Origin of the sequence: Collinsella sp. SGI.033, from assembly GCF_050315135.1 — a bacterium.
Classification (GTDB): domain Bacteria; phylum Actinomycetota; class Coriobacteriia; order Coriobacteriales; family Coriobacteriaceae; genus Collinsella.
On record NZ_JBNPOK010000005.1, the window covers coordinates 23702 to 43368 of the forward strand.

Annotated in this window: 19 protein-coding genes and 1 other RNA gene; 9 read left to right on the forward strand and 11 right to left on the reverse strand. The window is 61.6% G+C overall.

What is annotated here, in order from left to right; all coding sequences use genetic code 11:
• Window positions 1–72 precede the first annotated feature (72 nt).
• Both ACQRC0_RS02645 and ACQRC0_RS02650 read right to left on the reverse strand, forming a co-directional pair.
• Window positions 73–552, reverse strand: a complete 480-nt coding sequence (locus tag ACQRC0_RS02645) for a MogA/MoaB family molybdenum cofactor biosynthesis protein (RefSeq protein WP_427719679.1) — start codon at window positions 550–552, stop codon at window positions 73–75.
• Between the two features lie 10 nt (window positions 553–562).
• The gene (locus ACQRC0_RS02650; protein WP_427727561.1) at window positions 563–1825 is read right to left on the reverse strand and encodes a molybdopterin molybdotransferase MoeA; all 1263 of its coding nucleotides are present in this window, start codon (window positions 1823–1825) and stop codon (window positions 563–565) included.
• A 210-nt stretch (window positions 1826–2035) separates the two neighbouring features.
• On the opposite strand from ACQRC0_RS02650, the gene ACQRC0_RS02655 reads away from it, so the two are divergent.
• Window positions 2036–3457: a chloride channel protein gene (locus ACQRC0_RS02655; RefSeq protein ID WP_427727563.1), complete on the forward strand. Its 1422-nt coding sequence runs from the start codon at window positions 2036–2038 to the stop codon at window positions 3455–3457.
• 87 nt (window positions 3458–3544) lie between these two features.
• Window positions 3545–4507, forward strand: a complete 963-nt coding sequence (locus ACQRC0_RS02660; protein ID WP_427727564.1) for a diacylglycerol/lipid kinase family protein — start codon at window positions 3545–3547, stop codon at window positions 4505–4507.
• Between the two features lie 87 nt (window positions 4508–4594).
• Here the strand turns inward: ACQRC0_RS02660 and ACQRC0_RS02665 are convergent, their stop codons facing one another.
• From ACQRC0_RS02665 to ACQRC0_RS02675, 3 genes are all read right to left on the reverse strand, one after another.
• Window positions 4595–4975: a peptide chain release factor family protein gene (locus ACQRC0_RS02665; protein WP_427727566.1), complete on the reverse strand. Its 381-nt coding sequence runs from the start codon at window positions 4973–4975 to the stop codon at window positions 4595–4597.
• Window positions 4976–5058: 83 nt separating this feature from the next.
• Window positions 5059–5637, reverse strand: coding sequence for a xanthine phosphoribosyltransferase (locus ACQRC0_RS02670; protein ID WP_427727567.1), 579 nt, complete (start codon window positions 5635–5637; stop codon window positions 5059–5061).
• Between the two features lie 487 nt (window positions 5638–6124).
• Entirely contained in the window at window positions 6125–7408 is a 1284-nt protein-coding gene (locus tag ACQRC0_RS02675) for an O-acetylhomoserine aminocarboxypropyltransferase/cysteine synthase family protein (RefSeq protein ID WP_427719685.1), read from the reverse strand.
• Between the two features lie 170 nt (window positions 7409–7578).
• Between ACQRC0_RS02675 and ACQRC0_RS02680 the strand changes: the two genes are divergently transcribed.
• Window positions 7579–8085, forward strand: a complete 507-nt coding sequence (locus ACQRC0_RS02680) for a C-GCAxxG-C-C family protein (RefSeq protein WP_427727569.1) — start codon at window positions 7579–7581, stop codon at window positions 8083–8085.
• 67 nt (window positions 8086–8152) lie between these two features.
• On the opposite strand, the gene ACQRC0_RS02685 is transcribed toward ACQRC0_RS02680, so the two are convergent.
• The 3 genes from ACQRC0_RS02685 to rpsA form a co-directional block, all read right to left on the reverse strand.
• Window positions 8153–8791, reverse strand: a complete 639-nt coding sequence (locus ACQRC0_RS02685; protein ID WP_427727570.1) for a YigZ family protein — start codon at window positions 8789–8791, stop codon at window positions 8153–8155.
• 355 nt (window positions 8792–9146) lie between these two features.
• An RNA gene (gene rnpB / locus ACQRC0_RS02690) (RNase P RNA component class A) lies at window positions 9147–9508 on the reverse strand.
• A 344-nt stretch (window positions 9509–9852) separates the two neighbouring features.
• Window positions 9853–11019, reverse strand: a complete 1167-nt coding sequence (gene rpsA, locus ACQRC0_RS02695) for a 30S ribosomal protein S1 (RefSeq protein WP_154515317.1) — start codon at window positions 11017–11019, stop codon at window positions 9853–9855.
• Window positions 11020–11332: 313 nt separating this feature from the next.
• On the opposite strand from rpsA, the gene ACQRC0_RS02700 reads away from it, so the two are divergent.
• On the forward strand, window positions 11333–12091 hold the full coding sequence (locus ACQRC0_RS02700; RefSeq protein ID WP_427727572.1) for an HAD family hydrolase: 759 nt from the start codon (window positions 11333–11335) through the stop codon (window positions 12089–12091).
• A gap of 87 nt (window positions 12092–12178) precedes the next feature.
• Here the strand turns inward: ACQRC0_RS02700 and ACQRC0_RS02705 are convergent, their stop codons facing one another.
• Window positions 12179–12568: a hypothetical protein gene (locus ACQRC0_RS02705; RefSeq protein ID WP_233543837.1), complete on the reverse strand. Its 390-nt coding sequence runs from the start codon at window positions 12566–12568 to the stop codon at window positions 12179–12181.
• 298 nt (window positions 12569–12866) lie between these two features.
• Between ACQRC0_RS02705 and trpS the strand changes: the two genes are divergently transcribed.
• The 3 genes from trpS to ACQRC0_RS02720 are packed head-to-tail and all read left to right on the forward strand — an operon-like array spanning window position 12867 to window position 15132.
• Window positions 12867–13916 (forward strand): tryptophan--tRNA ligase, encoded by a 1050-nt coding sequence (trpS, locus tag ACQRC0_RS02710; RefSeq protein ID WP_427727574.1) that lies wholly within the window; start codon window positions 12867–12869, stop codon window positions 13914–13916.
• A gap of 1 nt (window position 13917) precedes the next feature.
• Window positions 13918–14748: a Cof-type HAD-IIB family hydrolase gene (locus ACQRC0_RS02715; protein ID WP_427727576.1), complete on the forward strand. Its 831-nt coding sequence runs from the start codon at window positions 13918–13920 to the stop codon at window positions 14746–14748.
• Window positions 14749–14799: 51 nt separating this feature from the next.
• Complete coding sequence (locus tag ACQRC0_RS02720; protein ID WP_427727578.1) at window positions 14800–15132, forward strand: MGMT family protein; 333 nt, start codon at window positions 14800–14802, stop codon at window positions 15130–15132.
• Between the two features lie 37 nt (window positions 15133–15169).
• Here ACQRC0_RS02720 and ACQRC0_RS02725 read toward each other — a convergent pair whose 3' ends face one another.
• A complete protein-coding gene (locus ACQRC0_RS02725) occupies window positions 15170–16282 on the reverse strand; it encodes a hypothetical protein (RefSeq protein WP_427727580.1) in 1113 nt (370 codons plus the stop codon).
• A gap of 257 nt (window positions 16283–16539) precedes the next feature.
• Window positions 16540–17790 carry an MFS transporter gene (locus ACQRC0_RS02730; RefSeq protein WP_117799207.1) on the reverse strand — a complete coding sequence of 417 codons (1251 nt, stop codon included), beginning with the start codon at window positions 17788–17790 and terminating at the stop codon, window positions 16540–16542.
• A 394-nt stretch (window positions 17791–18184) separates the two neighbouring features.
• On the opposite strand from ACQRC0_RS02730, the gene ACQRC0_RS02735 reads away from it, so the two are divergent.
• A complete protein-coding gene (locus ACQRC0_RS02735) occupies window positions 18185–19204 on the forward strand; it encodes an SPFH domain-containing protein (RefSeq protein WP_117734981.1) in 1020 nt (339 codons plus the stop codon).
• 64 nt (window positions 19205–19268) lie between these two features.
• Window positions 19269–19460 (forward strand): Arc family DNA binding domain-containing protein, encoded by a 192-nt coding sequence (locus ACQRC0_RS02740; RefSeq protein WP_117734980.1) that lies wholly within the window; start codon window positions 19269–19271, stop codon window positions 19458–19460.
• The last annotated feature ends 207 nt before the right edge of the window (window positions 19461–19667 follow it).

Genomic DNA, 19667 nt, shown 5'->3' on the forward strand with positions numbered 1-19667 from the left:
AGACGGCCCGCACTGTCGCTGCATAAAAAAGGCGGAGCAGCCCGTAAGGTCACTCCGCCGCAGGTAATGCGCTTATTTGGCGTGCCCGCCCCCCGCCGTCATTTGAGCTGCGTGCTCCAGCTGGTCGCTCACAGCCTCCCAGCTTTCGCGGGCCGCTTTCGTTGATCCCGGAAAGTTGATGACAAGCGTATGCCCACGCTGCATGCACACGGCGCGCGAAAGCATAGCGCGGCGCGTCTTGGTCATGGAGTACGCACGGATTGCCTCTGCAATACCCGGTACATCGCGGTCGCAGACGGCACGCGTCGCCTCGGGCGTCACGTCACGCATCGAAAGGCCCGTGCCGCCGCAGGTAAGCACGACATTGGCGTGGTACTCATCGGCCGCTTCCACAATGGCATCACCGATCTCGCTGATGTCGTCGCGCACGACCACATGTGAGGCGACCGCCCAGCCCTGCGCCGCGATGAGTTCCTCGAGCGCAGCACCCGCCTCGTCCTGGGCAAGATCGCGCGTATCCGAGCACGTCACAATCGAAATCTTCAACTCCATAGCGTTCCTCCTATAGCACCGCGCCCTCAGGCAAGTCGACACGCACGACATCCACGACGTCGCCCGCCCTGAGGTCACACGGGCCTTCGTCAATACGCAGCAGGCAGTTGGCCCGCTGCATCGTGCCGAGCAGCGCCGAATTCTGCGTCTTGGCCTCGGTCACCAACAGCTCACCGGTCTCGGGGTCGCGCAAAACCGTGGCACGATCGAAGAAGCGGCGATGCTGTCGCTTCTTCACGCCGTGTGTGAGCTTCGCCTGCTGCACGGGACGCACGCCCTCGGCAAAGCCGCGCATCTTGCGGATCGCCGGGCGGGCGAGCATCTCAAAGCCCACATACGCCGCCGCGGGATTGCCCGAAAGTCCCAAATATGGCTTGCCCCCAAGTAGGCCAAACGTGATGGCCTTGCCGGGACGCATCGAGATGCGGTCGAACAGCACCTCGCCCTCGCGCCGAACGAGCGCCGTCACATAGTCGTAATCACCCGCAGAGGCGCCACCACTCGTAATGACAAAATCGCACTCCTGCGCGGCGCGATGCACCAACTCGGCAATCGCCTGCTCATCATCGGGCGCAATGCCGTAGAACACGGGCTCGGCTCCTGCATCGAGCGCCTCGGCCATCAACGCCGACGAGTTGGAGTCGCGAATCTGCCCGCGCGCCGGCACGTCACTCGGTGCGACCAGTTCCGTCCCCAGCGAGATAATGCCCACGCGCGGCGCGGCATGCACCTTCACGCTCGCATACCCGGCGCTCGCCAGCAAGCCGGCGCCCGCCGGAGCCACAACCTCTCCAGCGTACATCACGACGTCGCCAGTATGCGCTTCCTCAGCAGCCGATCGAACGTTCTCCCCCACCTTGGCAGGCGCCGAGAATCTCACACGCGAACCCTCGTTGCCGTCACCGTCGAGCACATCGACGATCTCGTACTTCACCACGGCATCGGCACCTTCAGGTACCGGCGCGCCCGTCATGATACGAACCGTGTCGCCCGCGCCGATTGCGCCCTCAAAGACATGGCCCGCCGCCTCGTGCCCCACGACAGAAAGCGTCACGGGCGCATCGGTGGACGCTTTGGCGAGGTCGACGGCGCGCACGGCATATCCGTCCATAGCGCTGTTGGCAAACGGCGAAATGTCGATATCGGCCACCGCGTCCTCGGCCAAGGGAAGACCGGCGGCCTGCCACACGGGAATCTCGACGAAATCGGTCGGAGCAACGTGCGACAGAACAATCGACTGCGCGTCCTCCAGCGGAATGAGTTTCTCTGCCATATGCACCTCTTAATGCCACAGCGCACAACGGGGGCGCCAATTCTTTATGCTTGTCTCAGTATAATCCCCTGCCGCACGACGGCGAAACGACCCACGTTCTCGAATACATCTGTCGGCCGCAAGCCGCGAAACAGAACCGAAACCAACCTGCCGGTTTGTCACGTTTGGCACGTTCTATAATGCTCGTGTTGCAACCTAAAAGAGGAACGTATGGCTTTTACCGACAAACCCGAAAGCGCAAACGAGGCGCAGGATCATTCCCAGCCGCTCGACGACGACGGCTTTTTCTCCCTGAACGACGTCATCATGGCAGGCAGGCAACAGCTCACCCGCTCCGAGCATCTCTTGGCTGCCGACACGCGCCGCAATGCCCACAACCTACTCGCGAGCGCTAAGTTGCTCGTACTCGTCGTCATCGTCTCGCTCGCCATGGGCGTTGCCGCTTGGGCGTTTTTGGCCTCGTTGAATATCGCGACCGACTATCGCGAGCACCATACGTGGATTTACGCGCTGCTTCCCGTTGTGGGCGTTGCCACCGCATGGGCGTACAAAAACCACGGTCTTGCCGCCAAACGCGGTAACAACCTGGTCATCGACTCCGCTCTGGGCACACGCCTCATCCATAAGCGCATGGCCGTCCTCACCTTCGTCTGCTCCACGCTCACGCACCTAACGGGCGGATCGGCCGGTCGCGAGGGGGCCGCGGTGCAGATTGGCGGCACCATCGCCAGCAACATCTCAAGCCTCGCCCACCTCAAAAAGCATGACCACCACGACCTCATGCTCGCCGGCATCTCGTCGGCCTTTGGCGCCGTATTCGGTTCGCCCCTTGCCGGAGCTTTCTTTGGCATGGAGATGTGCTTTATCGGCAAGATCGACTACACCGCAGGGATCTACTGCCTGGTCGCCTCGTTTACCGGCTACTTTACATCACTCGCCCTGGGTACCGAGTACGAAGCGAATGCCATCGCCAGCGTTCCCGCCATGACGCCCAAAACGGTCGTTATCGTTGTTATCAGCGCCATTATCTTCGGTCTGACGGCACGCCTCTTTGCCTGGTCGGTTCGAACCGTCAAGAGCCTGTACGGTCGCTTTATCACCAATTACCTCGTTCGCGCACTTATAGGCGCACTCGTGGTTTTGGCTGTCTATGCTCTCCTCGACGCCTGGGACTACGCCGGCCTTTCCACGTGGCTTTCGGGCGCCGGGTTTGCCGGCAACACCACCCTCGCCGACGCCGCCATCAAGCTCGTCGTAACGGCACTCACCCTGGGTGCCGGTTTCCAAGGCGGCGAGGTCACGCCCCTGTTTGGCATCGGTGCGGCACTCGGTGGCTGGATCGGTTGCCTTACCGGGCTCGACCCCAGTTTTCTGGCGGCTCTCGGCATGCTCGGCGTGTTCTGTGCCGGCCTTAACGTGCCCATCACCACCTGCATGATGGCCATCGACCTGTTCCACGGCACGGCCGCCGGGTTCTTTGTCATCGTGGCCTTTCTCAGCTATCTCGCCGGCGGACACCGCGGCGTGTACCCTGCCCAGCGCATCATCTCACCCAAGCGCCGTTCGCTTATAGTGGATGAGGGCGGTACGGTAGCGGATGCTATCGAGCGCCACAACGACCTGATAGAGTAGACGTAAGTATTCGCCGTGCAGCCACAATCGGGGGGCAATTCGACCCGAGCGCGACCGCACCGTCACGCCATATGCCGGGAGTCGCCCATGCACGCAACTGATTTTGGTCGCACGCTCATCATCGCCAACCCCGCCGCCCAATCGGGTGCGGCGCGCGAAGTTGCCGAGCGCCTGCAACGCTTTTTGGACATGACTGCACGCGCATCCCAGTTTGACCTGGTATTGACCGAGTGCATGGGGCACGCCAAGGAGCTGGCCGCACAGGCTCAGGGCTATCGCACCGTTATCGCCCTTGGCGGCGACGGCGTGATCCACGAGGTCGTCAACGGGCTTATGGCACAAAAGGAGGACCCCCGCCCCGCTCTTGCCATCCTACCCGTGGGTTCCGGCAACGATTTTGCCCAAACGCTCGGTATAGAAGATTTCTCCGGCAAGGATTTTGCCGCGCTGCTCACCTGCGAGCTGCAGCGTCAGGACATCGGTCGCATTCGCTCATGGAACCCCGCAAGCGGTAGCGGCGAGGCTACCGTTGAGTACTACGACCAGACGCTCTCCGTCGGTATTGACGCCGCCATCGGCCTGGGCACCACCGAGCTGCGCAAAAAGACGGGCCTCACCGGCGCTCCGCTCTACACCCTCTCGGGACTTGAACAGTTTGGCCTGCGCTATCGCAACTACCCCATGACAGTCAGCTTTGACGGCGCGCCCGCCGAGCGCGTGAGGGCGATCATCATGGCGATTCAGCTGGGCCCCACCTATGGCTCGGGCTATCGTATCTGTCCCGACGCCGACCCGTGTGACGGCATGCTCGACGTTTGCTACGCCTGCGGCCCCGTTCCGCGCGCGGTCGCGCTTCCCATGTTCCTTTCGGCCAAGGACGGCCACCATACCAAGTTGCCGCCGGTTTGCATACGCCGCTGCCGCCATGCCGAGCTCACCTTTGAGGAGCCCGACTACCCCATTCAGGCCGACGGCGAACCTGTTATCGCCTCGCGCATCGAAGTCGACATCCTACCCGGCGCCCTCCAAGTCTGGCGTCCAACCCGCTAACCACCCCTATGTTGCGGTGAAATAGGGACTGTTTATGCAGGTAAAGCCGCAAAACAGCCCCTATTTCACCGCAACTTATCGAGAAGATCACTCCTCCCCGCCCGGCTTGCGGCGGTTGGCCTTTTTAATGGCGTTGAAGTGCTTGTCATTAAGTCTGCGCTGGCGAGAGCGCTGAGGCACCTTGGTCTTTACGCGTCGACGCGGTGGACGCCCGCGACGCTCAAGCTCAGCGCGCAGCTTACGTAAACAGCAGCTACGATTTTGGAACTGACTGCGACTCTCGCGCGCCGTCACGGTAATCCCCGTAGGGATATGTTTCATGCGCACCGCCGAGTCCGTCGTGTTCACGCCTTGCCCGCCCGGACCCGTCGCGCGAAACACCTGCACCTCGCAATCGCGCGCCAGCTCCTCGACCGACATCTCGGCATAGCGCGCATACTCACGCCATCCCATCGTGTTCTCATCCATATCAACACCTCCCCTCATACAAAAAATGTGACAAAGGGACACCCCCTTTGTCACATCGCATACCAATCGCTTGTGTTGCGCGCTTAGGCGAAGGTGATCTCGCCGTTCTCGCAGTCCATATCGGCGATACGGGCCAGGCTCTCAACACGGAAGCCGCGCTCGCGGAGCTTATCGCCACCGCCCTGGAAGCCCTTCTCCACCGCAATGCCAATGCCGGACACCTCGGCGCCTGCGGCCTCGCAGATCTTGATAAGACCCTCGAGCGCGCATCCGTTGGCCAGGAAGTCGTCGATAATCAGGACCTTGTCGCCCTCGGACAGGAAGCGCTTGCCAACGATGACCGGGTACTCCTTCTGCTTGGTAAAGGAATAGATGGTCGTGGCATACTGCTCGCCGTCGAGGTTGATGGACTGCGCCTTCTTGGCAAAGACCACCGGCACGCCGCCAAAATGCTGGGCTGCGATGCAGGCCATGCCAATGCCCGAAGCCTCGATCGTAAGGATCTTGTTAATCTCGACATCCTCGAACAGACGGGCCCACTCGGCGCCCATGTGGTCAAACAGTTCAACGTCGCACTGATGGTTGAGGAAAGCATCAACCTTAAGGACATTACCAGCCTTTACGATGCCGTCATGGCGAATACGGTCCTCAAGCTCCTGCATGGCGCAACCCCTTCTCGCGGCAACGATACCGCGCGATTAATAAACGTTGCTCGATAGTCTACCACGGACCGACCCCCGCCCGCCCTACAAGCCGCATCGCACCACAAAGCCGCATCGCACCGCAAAGCCGCAAGCAGATACACCGAGCTTACCAGCTGAATGCGATCGAGGCCCACGCCCAGCTCCTTTTGCATCACGGGCAGCGCCACGGTCACGACGGTCGAATCCAGACACACCATAAACGTCATGATGAGCACCGTAAACAGAATCGCCCATTTGTTCTTGCCATGGGTGTCCCCCTCAACAGCTATGTGTTCGTGGCGCAGTTGCTCTGCGGTTTCTCCATATCCATCCTTTCGAGTGGCGCAACACAAAAACGGGGCCCCAATCGCCTGCAAACAGTCGCGATTGGGGCCCCGCCTACGGTATCGGAGCTAAAGGTCGCCGAAGCTTTCTGCCGGCATCGGCGCCTTGCACGAACGCTAGCCTAGCACTGCTCGAGCGCCTGCTCAAGGTCGGCAATCAGATCGGCCGTGTCCTCGAGGCCGCACGACAGGCGCACCATGTCGGCGGAGATGCCACAGGCGATAAGCTCCTCATCGTTCATCTGGCGGTGCGTGGCGTTAGCGGGGTGCAGGCAGCAAGTGCGGGCGTCGGCCACATGCGTGGCGATCTGAGCGAGCTTGAGGCTCTTCATAAAGGTCTCGGCCGCCGCGCGACCACCGTTAAAGCCAAAGCTCACAACGCCGCAGGTACCGTTGGGCATGTACTTTTGAGCTAGGTCATAGTACTTGTCGCCCTCCAGACCCGGATAGCTCACGAAGCGCACCTTGGGATGGCTCTGCAGGAACTTGGCAACAGCCAGGCCGTTCTCGCAATGACGCGGCATGCGCACATGCAGGCTCTCGAGCGAGCTGTTCAGGAAAAACGCCGCCTGCGGGTTCTGCATGGGGCCGAGGTCGCGCATGAGCTGAGCGGTTGCCTTGGTAATGAAGGCGCCCTCGCGACCGAACTTCTCGGCATAGGTCACGCCGTGGTAGCTCTCATCGGGCGTGGTGAGACCCGGGAACTTGTCCGCATGGGCCATCCAGTCAAACTGGCCGTGGTCGACGATCACGCCGCCCAGGCAGGCCCCATGTCCATCCATGTACTTGGTGGTGGAGTGCGTAACGATATCGGCGCCCCACTCAAAGGGACGGCACATCACGGGCGTCGGGAAGGTGTTGTCGACCATCAGCGGCACGCCGTGGTCATGCGCGGCCTTGGCAAAGCGCTCAATATCGAGCACGGCAAGGGCGGGGTTGGCGATCGTCTCGCCAAAGACGAGCTTGGTATTGGGCTCAAAGGCTGCCTCGAGCTCCTCATCGGTGCAATCGGGGGCAACGAACGTGCAGGTAACGCCCATACGACCCATGGTATGGGCAAGCAGGTTGTAGGTACCGCCGTAGATGGCCGAGCTTGCGACCACATGATCGCCGGCGCCGGCCACGTTAAAGATCGCGAGGAAGTTCGCAGCCATGCCCGAGCTCGTGAGCATCGCAGCGGTGCCGCCCTCCATCTCGCAGATCTTGGCGGCAACCAAATCGCACGTAGGGTTCTGCAGACGGCTGTAGAAATAGCCAGACTCCTCCAGGTCAAACAGCTTGCCCATGTGCTCCGACGTGTCGTACTTCCACGTGGTGGACTGGTAGATGGGCACCTGGCGCGGCTCCGCATCTCCCGGGTGATAGCCGCCCTGAACACATGTCGTACCGATGGTCTGCTCGCTCATATCTAGCTCCCTTGCCTGGGTTACATTTTTATCCGGTTCACGATACCGCTACCCCGCACCCCTCTCAACCCATCCCCAAGGTAGGTTATGAGACAAATCAACCGGGGGCATTTATCGCAGATCTTGGCATTTATTCGATAGATAAAAATGAGGCATACATGAGGCTTTCGATGAACAAATGCATCGGCAAGGGTACCATAGGCGAGTACACCGTTACCGAGGAGACAACGATGAAGCAAATCGATACTGCCCAGCTCGACATCACCGCCTGTCAGGCTCAGGCTGCCGAATACCACGCCCGTGGCTTTAACTGCGCACAGGCCGTCGCCTGCACGCTCGCACCCGCCGTCGGGCTCGACCCCCAGACCGCCTTTATCCTCACCGAGGGCTTTGGCGCCGGCATGGGCGGCATGACCGAGACCTGCGGCGCTATCTCGGGCGCCGTGGCCATCATGGGCTTTGTAATGAGCGACGGCATGGATAACCCCAAGACCAAGGGCCAGACTTACAAGCTGTCGCGCGAAATCGCCAAGCGTTTTAAAACGAAAAACACGACGACCGTCTGCGGCACGCTCAAGGGCATCGGATCGGACAATGGTCCGCTCCGCAGCTGCCCCGGCTGCATCGACGACGCCATCGAGATCGCCTGCGATGTGCTAAAGCAGCTCGCCGAGTAAACGGCGGCAACAGAAAACGACGGCCGGCGTGCTTGGGATTCATCCAAAAGCACGCCGGCCGTCGCCGTTAGAACTCGGCAAATTTGGGAGCGCCGACCTCAATCTCCTCGCGCCCCGCCATAAGCTCGCGCATCTTAGCGCAAAAAGGCTCCTGCTCCCCCGCCTTAAACACCAAATGAATCGTCACGGCATCCGCGTAATCGGTATCCGAAACCTTGGCACCCGAATCCTGCGCCAAACGAAGCACCTGCTCATACTGCGGATAGGCCACGTGCACGTCAACAGGCGCGACGCTCGTCATCTCAACGACCTGCCCTGCCTCCTGAGCAGCTGCCACCGCCGCCTGCGTCGCCGCGGTATAGGCGCGCACCAAGCCACCGGGCCCCAACAGCGTGCCGCCAAAATAGCGCGTCACCACGCAGCAAACATTTTTGAGCCCAGCGCCGCGCAACACCTCGAGCGTCGGCATGCCGCTCGTGCGGCTCGGCTCACCGTCATCACTCTGACGCTCGCGTCCATCGACCAAAATCCACGCGGGAACATTGTGTCGAGCGTCGTAATGACGCTTGCGAACCATCTCGATGAAGGCATTCGCCTCATCCTCGGATTCAATATGGACCAGCTGGGCAATAAACCGGCTCTTGCGATCCACAAACTCGCCAGAAGCCTCAATATTCGATCGCAGGGTAAAATAGCTGTCCAACAAAGCCCCTCAACAAAACTAAGCGCGGCAACAAACAGCCTCAATAATACGGCAAAGACAGCACCGTTGTCCTCGCCAACAAGAGCGAAAACGCCAATGATGCCGTCACCAACAGCGAGAACCCGTCAGCGCGAGCAAGGTGCCTTGAAAGACGAGATTGCAACAGGAATGAGGCTGCCGATGACCAGGCAAAAACAGCGAGATGCCAAGAACGGAACCGCCGATGATTCCGTCAACGAAAGCGAGAACCCGTCAGCGCGAGCAAGGTGCCTTGAAAGACGAGGGCATTGACCTTATGGTCATGCCCGAAGGCTTGAAAGGCAGATTGTCGCGCTGACGGGTTCGCAGCGTCAACAAAGTGCCGAGTGGGCCTATAAGCCGGGTTCTGTCGTGAACGGTCATTTATCTTGTCTGCACGTTACCGTGCAGCTCCACGCACGCTACCCGAACGCGGACCGGGCCGGCCCATAGCGTTCCTATTCGCGCTTGCTCCGGATGGGGCTTGCCAAGCCGCCGTGTTGCCACGACGCTGGTGGTCTCTTACACCACCGTTTCAGCTTTTCCCTTTACGCCTTGCGGCGCAGGTGGGAGTCTTCTTTTCTGCGGCGCTTTCCGTCGGATCACTCCGCCCGGCCGTTAGCCGGCATCCCGCCCTCTGGAGCCCGGACTTTCCTCACGCGTGCCGCAAGCAGCACATCGCGCGACCGTCTGGCCCACTCAGCAGTGCAAGAGTGTAACACACCGTTGCTGCAGGCAAAGGCACAACACAAGCGTTCGACACGATATACCAAGAACCATGCCATGCAGTACAATAGGGTTGTCGATGGGCAACGTCGCCAGTCGAGACGCGACCGCGCTCCGCACCCCTCCGTCTACTCGGTGCGTTCCCGCCTCCTCCCCGAGGCGGGATGTCGGCATTTTCATGCACCGACAACCCAATAGCCCCCGTGAACAGCCCGGACAGCATTGCGCACGAGTAGCATTGCGCACCTCACCGGCAAACGCAAAAAAGGGACCCGTCCATTGCGGACGGATCCCTTAAAGCAAGTGATCGTCAAACCGATTTACTCGGCGTCGGTCTCCTCGTCCTTCTTCTCGGAAGGCAGCGGGGTAACCTCGATCTCGACGCCCAGAGTCTCAGCAGCGGACTTCATAGACAGGGAGATACGACGACGGTCGAGGTCGATCTCCATGACCTTGACCTGAACCTTGTCGCCCACGTGGGTGACCTGAGAAGGCTGGTCGACGTGCTTGTTGGCCATCTCGGAGATGTGCACCAGGCCCTCGATGCCCTCGCCCAGATCGACGAAAGCGCCAAACGGGACAAGCTTGGTCACAGTGCCCTCGACGATAGCGCCGACGGGGTACTTCTTGACCAGTGCGCGCCACGGATCCTCGGTGGTCTGCTTGAGACCCAGGGAGATGCGCTCGCGGTTGAGATCGACGTCGAGAACCTCGACCTCGACCTCCTGGCCGACCTTGACAACCTCGGAAGGATGGTTGACGTGGTTCCAGGAGAGCTCGGAGATGTGGATGAGACCATCGATACCGCCGAGGTCGACGAAGGCGCCGAAGTCGACGATGGAGGAAACGGTGCCCTGGAGACGCATGCCAGACTTAAGCTTGGACAGGATCTCGGAACGCTCGGCCTTACGGGACTCCTCAAGCACGACGCGACGGGAGAGAACGACGTTGTTGCGGTTGCGGTCCATCTCGATGACGCGGGCCTCGATGCGGGTGCCCATGTAGGAGGTGAGGTCCTTGACGCGACGGAGGTCGACGAGGGAAGCGGGCAGGAAGCCACGCAGGCCGATGTCGAGGATCAGGCCGCCCTTGACAACCTCGATAACCTCGCCCTCGACGTTCTCGCCGGAGTTGAACTTCTCCTCGATGCGGTTCCAAGCACGCTCGTACTCGGCACGCTTCTTGGAAAGGACCAGACGACCGTCCTTGTCCTCCTTCTGGAGAACCAGGGCCTCGATGGAATCACCGAGTGCAACGATGTCTGCAGGGTTAGCGTCCTTGCGGATGGACAGCTCGCGGACCGGGATAACGCCCTCGGACTTGAATCCGATGTCAACGAGCACCTCGTCATGCTCGATCTTAACGACAGTACCGTTAACGAGATCGCCCTCATCAAAGTCGGTAATCGTACCGTCGATGAGGTTGTTCATCTCCTCCTCGTTGACATCGTCAAGAGAGAAAATGGACGAGTTCTGAATCTCACTCAAAGGTGGACCCCTTTCGAACTACGGGGCCCCGATTGCTAGGACCTACAGAAGGGTGCGACAAGCACACAACGTTTAGGAACACTCGGGAGCCGACAGATACTAATGTGACGCTTATGCAATCACGTTCGTATAGGTTACGTGGAAATCACTTCGATTTCAAGCGTGAACTGCGATTTTTTACTCGTATGGAGACTTTTTCGCAATCTTGTGAACGACCGTCTCCATAAGTTGACGATAAGCAGTTGAGTATACGGCTTTGGGGTAAAGTATCCGGAGCCAACGTTCTAAACGATTTTTCGAGAAAGGTGCCCGCGTGCTCAAAGCAGTCGTTTTCGATATGGACGAGACGCTTCTCAGCATCAATCTCAACGCGTTTATCCTTCGCTATTTTAAGGATGTCTCGTCAATGCTCGCGGATATCGGACGATGCAGCCGCGGTGGTACGATGGCACGCCTCGGCACCATCCTGATCGACCTCAACGCCAATCGCCGAAGCGGCACGGACAATCGCACCAATCTTGAGTTTTACCGCACCGAGGTCGAGCGCAGGTGCGGCATCTGCCTCTCGGACCCACTCATCTATGAGGCTTTTACCTACTATGAACGCGAAGTTCTCCCGTACAAGAATGACGATGCCATCAATGCCCACGCCATGCCGGGTGCACACGCCGCACTCCAGGCTGTACGGGACGCAGGACTGCGTTGCGCACTCTTTACCAACCCCAGCTTTCCCCAGGGGGCCATTGAATGCCGCATGGGTTGGGGTGACCTGGCCGACGCCCCCTTTGAGCTCGTGACGCACATGGGAAACGCCACCCGTTGCAAGCCCGATGCCACCTATTACCTGGAGCAGCTGCAGGCCATGGGGCTCGAACCGCACGAGGTCCTTATGGTGGGCAACGACCCCAAGCGCGACTTCCCCAGCCCCGCCTGCGGTATTCAAACCGCCTATGTGGGCCAAGGAAAGCCCGGCCGAGCCACCTGGCGCGGAACCATGGAAGACTTCGCCCGCGACTTTAACGCCGTAGTAGAAGCCTTCTACGAGCACCAAATAGCCGACGAACTAAGCTAGTCCCCAAATCAGGAATGGGGCGCACGTTTGCCCCACGCTTCGTTACGTGGGCAACGGCTTGAGGGCAAGATGCGATGCCCCAGTGTCCTAGGCCGTGATCATTTTGACGCGTTCGCCGATTTTGGAGTCGCGCCTGTCGGAAATAACAGTAAAGCCCTCCAGGTCGCACACCTTTACATTTGAAAACACGTGGAACTTGGAGCTATCGGCGAGTACGTAACTCGCCTGGGAATTCTGCATCACGATACGTTTTTTGATAGCCTCGGGATAACCTGGCGTCATGATACCGCGGTCCTCGTCCACCGCGTTGACACCTATAAACGCCCGGTCAAAGTACAGCTCGCGCAGCGCGCTCTCAACCATAGGACCGGTGAGCGAGCAGGTAACGGGGTTGAAGTCGCCGCCAATTACCACCACCTTAGCAGCAAGCTCGCCCGTAAACCGACATGCATAGCCGTTGGTGGTGTAGATAGTCACCGGCTTGTCGACGAGCAGGCTCAGGAGCGCCGTCGCGGTGGTACCGGAGTCGACAGCGAGATGAGACCGTCACGCCCGAAGACCCCGCTTTCGCCGCCGAGGAGCGCGCGGCGCACGTGGCCCATGAGGAGCGGCTCGAGCATATCGAGGGGCTCCTTCCCAAGAAGGGAAACGGCCCTGCGGGACGACACGGCGAAAACCATCGTTGATTCCGGCAAGAGACGCCGTTTCTCTGGTAGCTTCATCTTCAACCAAGACCGACAATGCCGGCCAGGCACTCAACCCAAAAGGAGACAGCATGCCCAACGAGCTCAGCTATGAGGTCAGCCTCGAGCGCAGCAACCAGATCCGCGCCGACCTGCCGCAGCACCCCGAGAAGTACACCATGCTCACCGGCGACCGCCCCACCGGCCGTCTGCACCTGGGCCACTACTTCGGCACGCTCAAGAGCCGTGTCGAGCTGCAGGACATGGGCGTGCACACCAACGTGCTCATCGCCGACTACCAGGTCATCACCGACCGCGACAGCACCGATAACATCCAGGACAACGTCTACAACATGGTCATCGACTACCTGGCCTGCGGCCTGGACCCCGACAAGACGATGATCTACACGCACTCCGCCGTGCCCGCGGCAAACCAGCTCATGCTGCCGTTCTTGCCGCTCGTCTCCGAGGCCCTGCTGCAGCGCAACCCCACCGTCAAGGCCGAGATGGAGGCCAGCGGCCATGAGCTCACCGGCCTTTTGCTCACCTACCCCGTGCACCAGGCGTGCGACATCTTGTTCTGCAAGGGCAACGTGGTGCCGGTCGGGCGCGACCAGCTGCCGCACATCGAGCTCACCCGCACCATCGCACGCAAGTTCAACAACCGCTACGGCAAGGTGTTCTCCGAGGTCGACGCGCTGCTGTCCGACACGCCGCTGCTGCCCGGCCTTGACGGGCGCAAGATGAGCAAGTCCTACGGCAACGCCATCAACATCTCCATGACCGCCGAGGAGACGGCCAAGCGCATCAAGAAGAGCCAGACCGACGGCGAGCGCATGATCACGTTCGACCCCGAAGCCCGTCCCGGTGTGTCCGGCCTGCTCTCCACCGCCGCCATCTGCACCGGCCGCTCCGAGGTCGAGATCGCCGAGGAGATCGGCATGGGCGGCGCAGGCGCGCTCAAGAAGTACGTCACCGAGAGCGTGAACGAGCACTTCGCCCCCATCCGCGCGCGCCGCGAGGAGCTCGTGCAGGATATGGACTACGTCAAGGACGTCCTGCACGAGGGCAACCGCCGCGCTAACGAGGTCGCCGAGGCCACGCTCGCCGAGGTGCGCGAGGCCATGGGCATGGTGTACTAGCATGTACCGCCTTGTTGCAAGCGATATGGACGAGACCTTCCTCGACTCCAATCACGCCATCCCCGAGGCGAACATCCGCGCGCTCAAGCGCATGAAGGAGCTGGGGGTTCTGTTCGTCCCCTCAAGCGGGCGCTGGTACTCGTCCATCATGCACAATTTCGCGGCCGTCGATGCGTCGCTGCTCGAAGGCGGATACGTTCTGTCGTACAACGGCGGGTTTATCAACCGCGTGGGCGACCCCTGCCCGCTCACCACCTGCGGACTCTCGCGCGACTGTGCCGAGCAGCTCTATCAAAAGGGCCTTGAGCTGGGGCTTAGCATGCACATCAACGTCGCTGACGGACACGTCTTCGTGCCCGATGCGGACGACGACGAGCGTGCGTACCTCACCTCGATCAGCGGCGTGACGCATATCTCGAGCGCAGACCACCCCGACCTGTCCTTCCTGGATGGGCGCGACATCGTGAAGATCCTGTTTGTGAACAGGGACTTTGACGCACTGCAGAAGCTCGGGGGTGATCTTGAGCCCCTGGCGCAGCGCCTTGGCGTCGAGATCACGTTCTCCTCGAAGCGCTACCTCGAGTTCATGCCCGCAGGCGTGAACAAGGGAGCCGGCCTGAAGCGCCTGGCCGAGATGCTCGGTATCCCCATGAGCGAGGTCATCGCGGTGGGTGACTCCGCCAACGACCTCTCCATGATCCAGGCCGCTGGACTCGGCGTGGGCGTGGCGAACGTCACCGACGACGTGCGCCCCCACTGCGACGGCGCGCTCGAGACCACGGGCATGGACGGCGCGTTTGAGGAGCTTGTCGAGAGGTATTTGGAGGCGTAGCGCGTCCGCTGCTCGCGGGCGCGCCGATACCCGCGCACTGAAAGGTTTGTGATGGCTGATAGGAACCGCGAGGGCTTCTTCGGGAGCGTCTACGAGATGGTCGCACAGGTTCCCGCGGGCATGGTCGCCACCTACGGGCAGATCGCCAAGCTCGTCGGCGAGCCCAGGCGAGCCCGTTACGTGGGATATGCCCTGCACGTCAACCCTCAACCGGGCGTCATCCCCTGCCATCGCATCGTGTTTGCCGACGGCCGCCTCGCTGCGGGCTTCGCCTTCGGTGGGCCCGAGGCGCAGCGCACACTGCTCGAGGACGAAGGCGTTGCCTTCCTCGCCAACGGACATGTCGACCTGCAGGCCTCTCGCTGGCCAGCGGGCCTGGTATGACAAGGGGCGCCGACAGCGCCCCTTCCCGTTTTGGATCCTAGGCAGGCAACCCAATCAAACGGTCGCCTCGAGTGCGTCCCCCGCGCGGTCGAGTGTGCTTCTGACCTTGGCACCCTGTTTGAACCACGTGCGCAGGTCCTCGAGCGTGCTGCCCGCTTGCATACACCTTGATTTTGCGACCACCCCTCGTGGTCACCGTGCAGCGGTCGCCGCTCTCGCTGTTCTCGTGCGCCGTGATCTTCTTGAGGTAATCGCGGCGAAACGCCACGACGCGGGCGTTGCTGATCTCGATGAACCAATCGTCATCGACAAGCGAAGTACCCGTGGCACCTCGGCTTGCCATCTCCTCGGAGAAGGAGAAGCCGAGCGCGCGCTCCTGCCTGCCGATCTCGAGGATGCCGCGGGCCGGCATGCCGAGCATGAGCAGGGGCAGGAACCCCCCTATGAACAGGAACAGGAACGGGATGAGCACGAGCAGGCGCGCACCCTCGTCGGTGAAGACCGCCATGAAGGCGAGGACGAGCGAGAAGACGAGGGCCATGCCGTTGAAAACAATCGTCAACGGCTTGATGGCAGACCAACACAGGCCCGCCTTGGTCATGGGACCGTCGACGGCGTCCGAGACTTCGATGCCCTCTTCCTCCAGACGGGCGAGGAGGTTGAGCGAGCACACCCCCTCGAGGCTTATCGAGCAGAACTTCCGGTCGCCCTCGAACAGGTCGATCCTCATCATCTGCGCGTGAAGCGTTGCACGGGTGATGCTGCCAAACGTCGTCTCCTTGCGGATGCCGAAGGCGTTACGCGAGAGAATGCGCCCACCGTCCACGTCGATACGCGGGATGCTCAGCAAGGCCCAGATAGCCATACCCGCGAGCGCCATGGCATGACCGAACCACACAAGTTCGTGGTCCCACTCGCCCAGCGAGACGCCCTGCCAGACGTAGACACCCAGCATGAGCAGTTCGAACGCGACGGCGCAGCAGGCGATGATCGTGCGGATGGCTGCGGGCATGCGCACCGTGAAGCAATCGAGGCTGTCCGTTGCCTCGCTGCGCTCGCGCGCGCCGCGGCGGGCGACCCATGCAGTGAGCGGGCCGACGATGAACACGGTCATACCGACGCGCAGAATGGATTCGAGCAGATTACTCATAGGGGCCACCGCCTCGAGCTCTGGAGATTAACTGCAGGAAACGCTGCCAGAACGATGGGATGCGCACAACGTAAGGAGCCGCGTATCGGCAAGCGGCGGCATCGCAATCGCCCGGCGAACAGATGATGATCGGCGCCGGGCCAGACGAATTAAACAAAAGGGTGGTCGACGGCGCCCTCGCAGGCGCACCGTCGACCACCCTTCACGTCGCAGCGACCCTACGAGCCGTCCGAAACGAAACGCACTCCGCCAGAGCGCTACCCAATCTTGCGGATGCTCGGGATCGCCCAGGTGATGCCTGCTAGGATCACCATTGCAGCACCGATGAGCACGAAGCACGCGCTTACGCCGATGGCGTCCGCGAACAAGGTCGATGCGACGAGCCCCACGGGCATAGCCCAGCTGCAGACCGCTCCGTACAGACCGAAGACGCGGCCCATGCACTCGGGATCGACGCGCTCCTGCATGAGCGCCATCTGCGGCGCGCTGTACAGCGGACTCGAGACCCCCATCGCGAACGTAAGCCCCAGAAACACAACGAGCGCGGAAGGGGGCACGAGGCCGCCCGCGAGCGTGCCCGCTCCGAAGAGGCCGATGGCCAGCGTGCACGAAAGAGCGCGGTTCTTAAGGCCACCCGTCGCCCCGATCCAGCCGCTCGCCGCGATCATGCCGACCGAGAACGCGATCTCCGCGATAGCCGACTGCGTAGTGGTGCCCCCAAAATGGTCGAACACCATGAGCGGGAACAGCGCGGATATGGGCGAGAACAGGACCGAGAAGGCGAAGCCGATCCAGAGCATGGCGAACAGACCGTGATGGCGTTTGAGCTCGCGGTACCCGTTGGCCGTCTCCAATAGGAAGGCCCGCACCGCGCGGTGCGACGCCTCGGCGTTCTCCTCGGGCGTATGGCGCTCGGGCGCCGGCGTCTTGATGCCGGAGGTCGCCACCGCGATGCTCGCGAGCACCGCCCCGGCGACATCGAGCGCGATCATGAAAGTCAGACCAAACGCCGGGTAGACCGCCGCGGCGATGGCGTTGCCGATGATATAGCTACCCGACTGCATGAACTGCAGCATGCCCGCCAGCTTGCCGAGCACCTCGGGCGGGGCGATGAGCGGTGTGAGCGCGTTGAAGGCGGGCGTATGGAGCGTGCTGCCCAGCGCACGGACGAACAGCACCGCCGCCACAACGGCGACAGAAAGGTCGCCCCGAAGCGAGCCGAAGACAAGCGTGAGGCTCACGGCCGCGATGAAGAGATCGGCGCCGATCATGAGACGCTTGATGGACGTGCGGTCCACGATGGTGCCCGCGAAGGCGCCGAGGAGCGCCATGGGCAAGAAGGCCGCCAGGCTCACGAACGACAGGGCGCTCGCGGAGCCGGTGGTGAGGGTGACGTGCCAGATGAGACCCATCTGCAGAATGGAGCTCGTGAGCACGGAGAAGAACTCGCCGATCCAGACGATGGCGAGCGAGCGCTTCCAAGAAGCGCAGGGATTCGGTTGTGTCATGGAATAATCCTTTGATGCGATCGGTGGTATGCAGCGAAGTACCGGTCGCTCACGCGACCGTGGCTAGAGCCAAATCCTCATGGAAGCAAGCATGGTGCAGCTCCCCTTTCCAAATCTCGAGGTAAACCTTCAGCCGTGAGTGGGGCTATTATAGGGACTTGCGAGCCAAGATGCAACAGGAAGACCTCTACGGAGCGTAGATGCCGGGCGCCCCGAACCACTTATGCCATGAGAGACGGCATCCGATTCTCCTTGACTTGGTCTCAATGTGATATCACAATGCAATCAGCAGTCGCACGGACTGCTCGGGGACTCGCCTCCTCCCCATCGCAATCTGGAGCGCGGCGCCGGGGACGTCACGCAAACGCCGGCGCAGTCGTGAAAGGAACTCACAATGAGCGTGGAAAAGCAACTCAAGGCCAAGTCGGGCTACGGCATGCTCGTCGCCGTGGCGGTGGCGCTCATCGCCATCATCGGCCTCTTTATCTGGAGCACCATCGGGCTCGCGAGCACGCCCGACGGCGTCGACGCGCCCGCAGTCTACGGATGGGGGCTCGGCCTCAGCATCCTCGCGTTTTGCCTGTGGTTCATCCCACTCAACGGATTCTTCTCGCTGCAGCCCGGCCAGGCGCGCGTGTGCATCCTGTTCGGCAAGTACGTGGGCACCGTCCGCGACGAGGGCTTCTTCTGGGCCAACCCGTTCTTTAGCAAGAGCATGGGCGGATCGGCCGGGATCGGCGAGATGATCGAGCTCGAGATGAGCGATTCCAAGGCCGCCAAGGCCGCGGCGCAGAAGGCCGCCAAGGGCAACCCCACCACCATCTCCACCCGCGTGCGCACCCTGAATGGCGAGCGCTTGAAGGTCAACGACAAAATGGGCAACCCCATCGAGATCGCAACCGTCGTGGTGTGGCACGTCGCCGATACCGCCAAGGCGCTCTTCGACGTCGACGACTACCAGAGCTATGTCGCCATGCAGGCCGAGACGGCGCTGCGCCACGTGGCGAGCGTGTACGCCTACGACCACCTGGAGGACGAGTCCGATGCCGCCGGCGCCATCACGCTGCGCGCCAATGTGGAAGAGGTCTCCGAAGCCCTGCGCCGCGAGCTCGCGATGCGCCTGGCGCCCGCCGGCGTCGAGGTCGACGATGCACGTCTCACGCACCTCGCCTACTCCCCCGAGATCGCCCAGGCGATGCTGCGCCGCCAGCAGGCCGAGGCCGTCATCGCCGCACGCAAGAAGATCGTCGAGGGCGCGGTCTCCATGGTCGACATGGCCGTGAAGGAGATGGCTGCCGGCGGCACCATCGAGCTCGACGACGAGCGCAAGGCGCAGATGGCCAGCAACCTCATGGTGGTGCTCTGCGGTGAATCCGAGGCGCACCCGGTGCTCAACGCAGGCTCGCTGTACTAACCCCAACACCAATGAGTAATTTGGGGACGGGTGCAAAATTGCACATTCGACAAGAAGGCACGTCATGGCACGCAAGCAGTATCCACTCCGTATAGACCCCGCTATCTGGGAGGCCGTCCAACGCTGGGCGGACGATGAGATGCGCAGCGCCAACGGTCAGGTGGAATGGATCTTGCGAGACGCCCTCAAACGCGCGGGAAGGCTGCCAAAGAAAGAGCCCTCGTTCAAGGGCACGCCCAAAGGCGAAGAGGGCTAAGCCGGGAAGACAGGGCTCGGCCGCTGCCGACGTCGGGGCAAAGCCGCGCTCTGCCTCGCCAGCGCCGAGGCAGAGCTGAGCCCCGCCGCTCCAAAGTCGAGCCGAGCGGCGGGGCCAACACCAACCCAAAGCAAGCTCGCCCCCTCTATACGCACCAACCGGTCCCCGGAGGCATCCGCCTTTGGGGACCGTTCTTTTCCCAGCTAG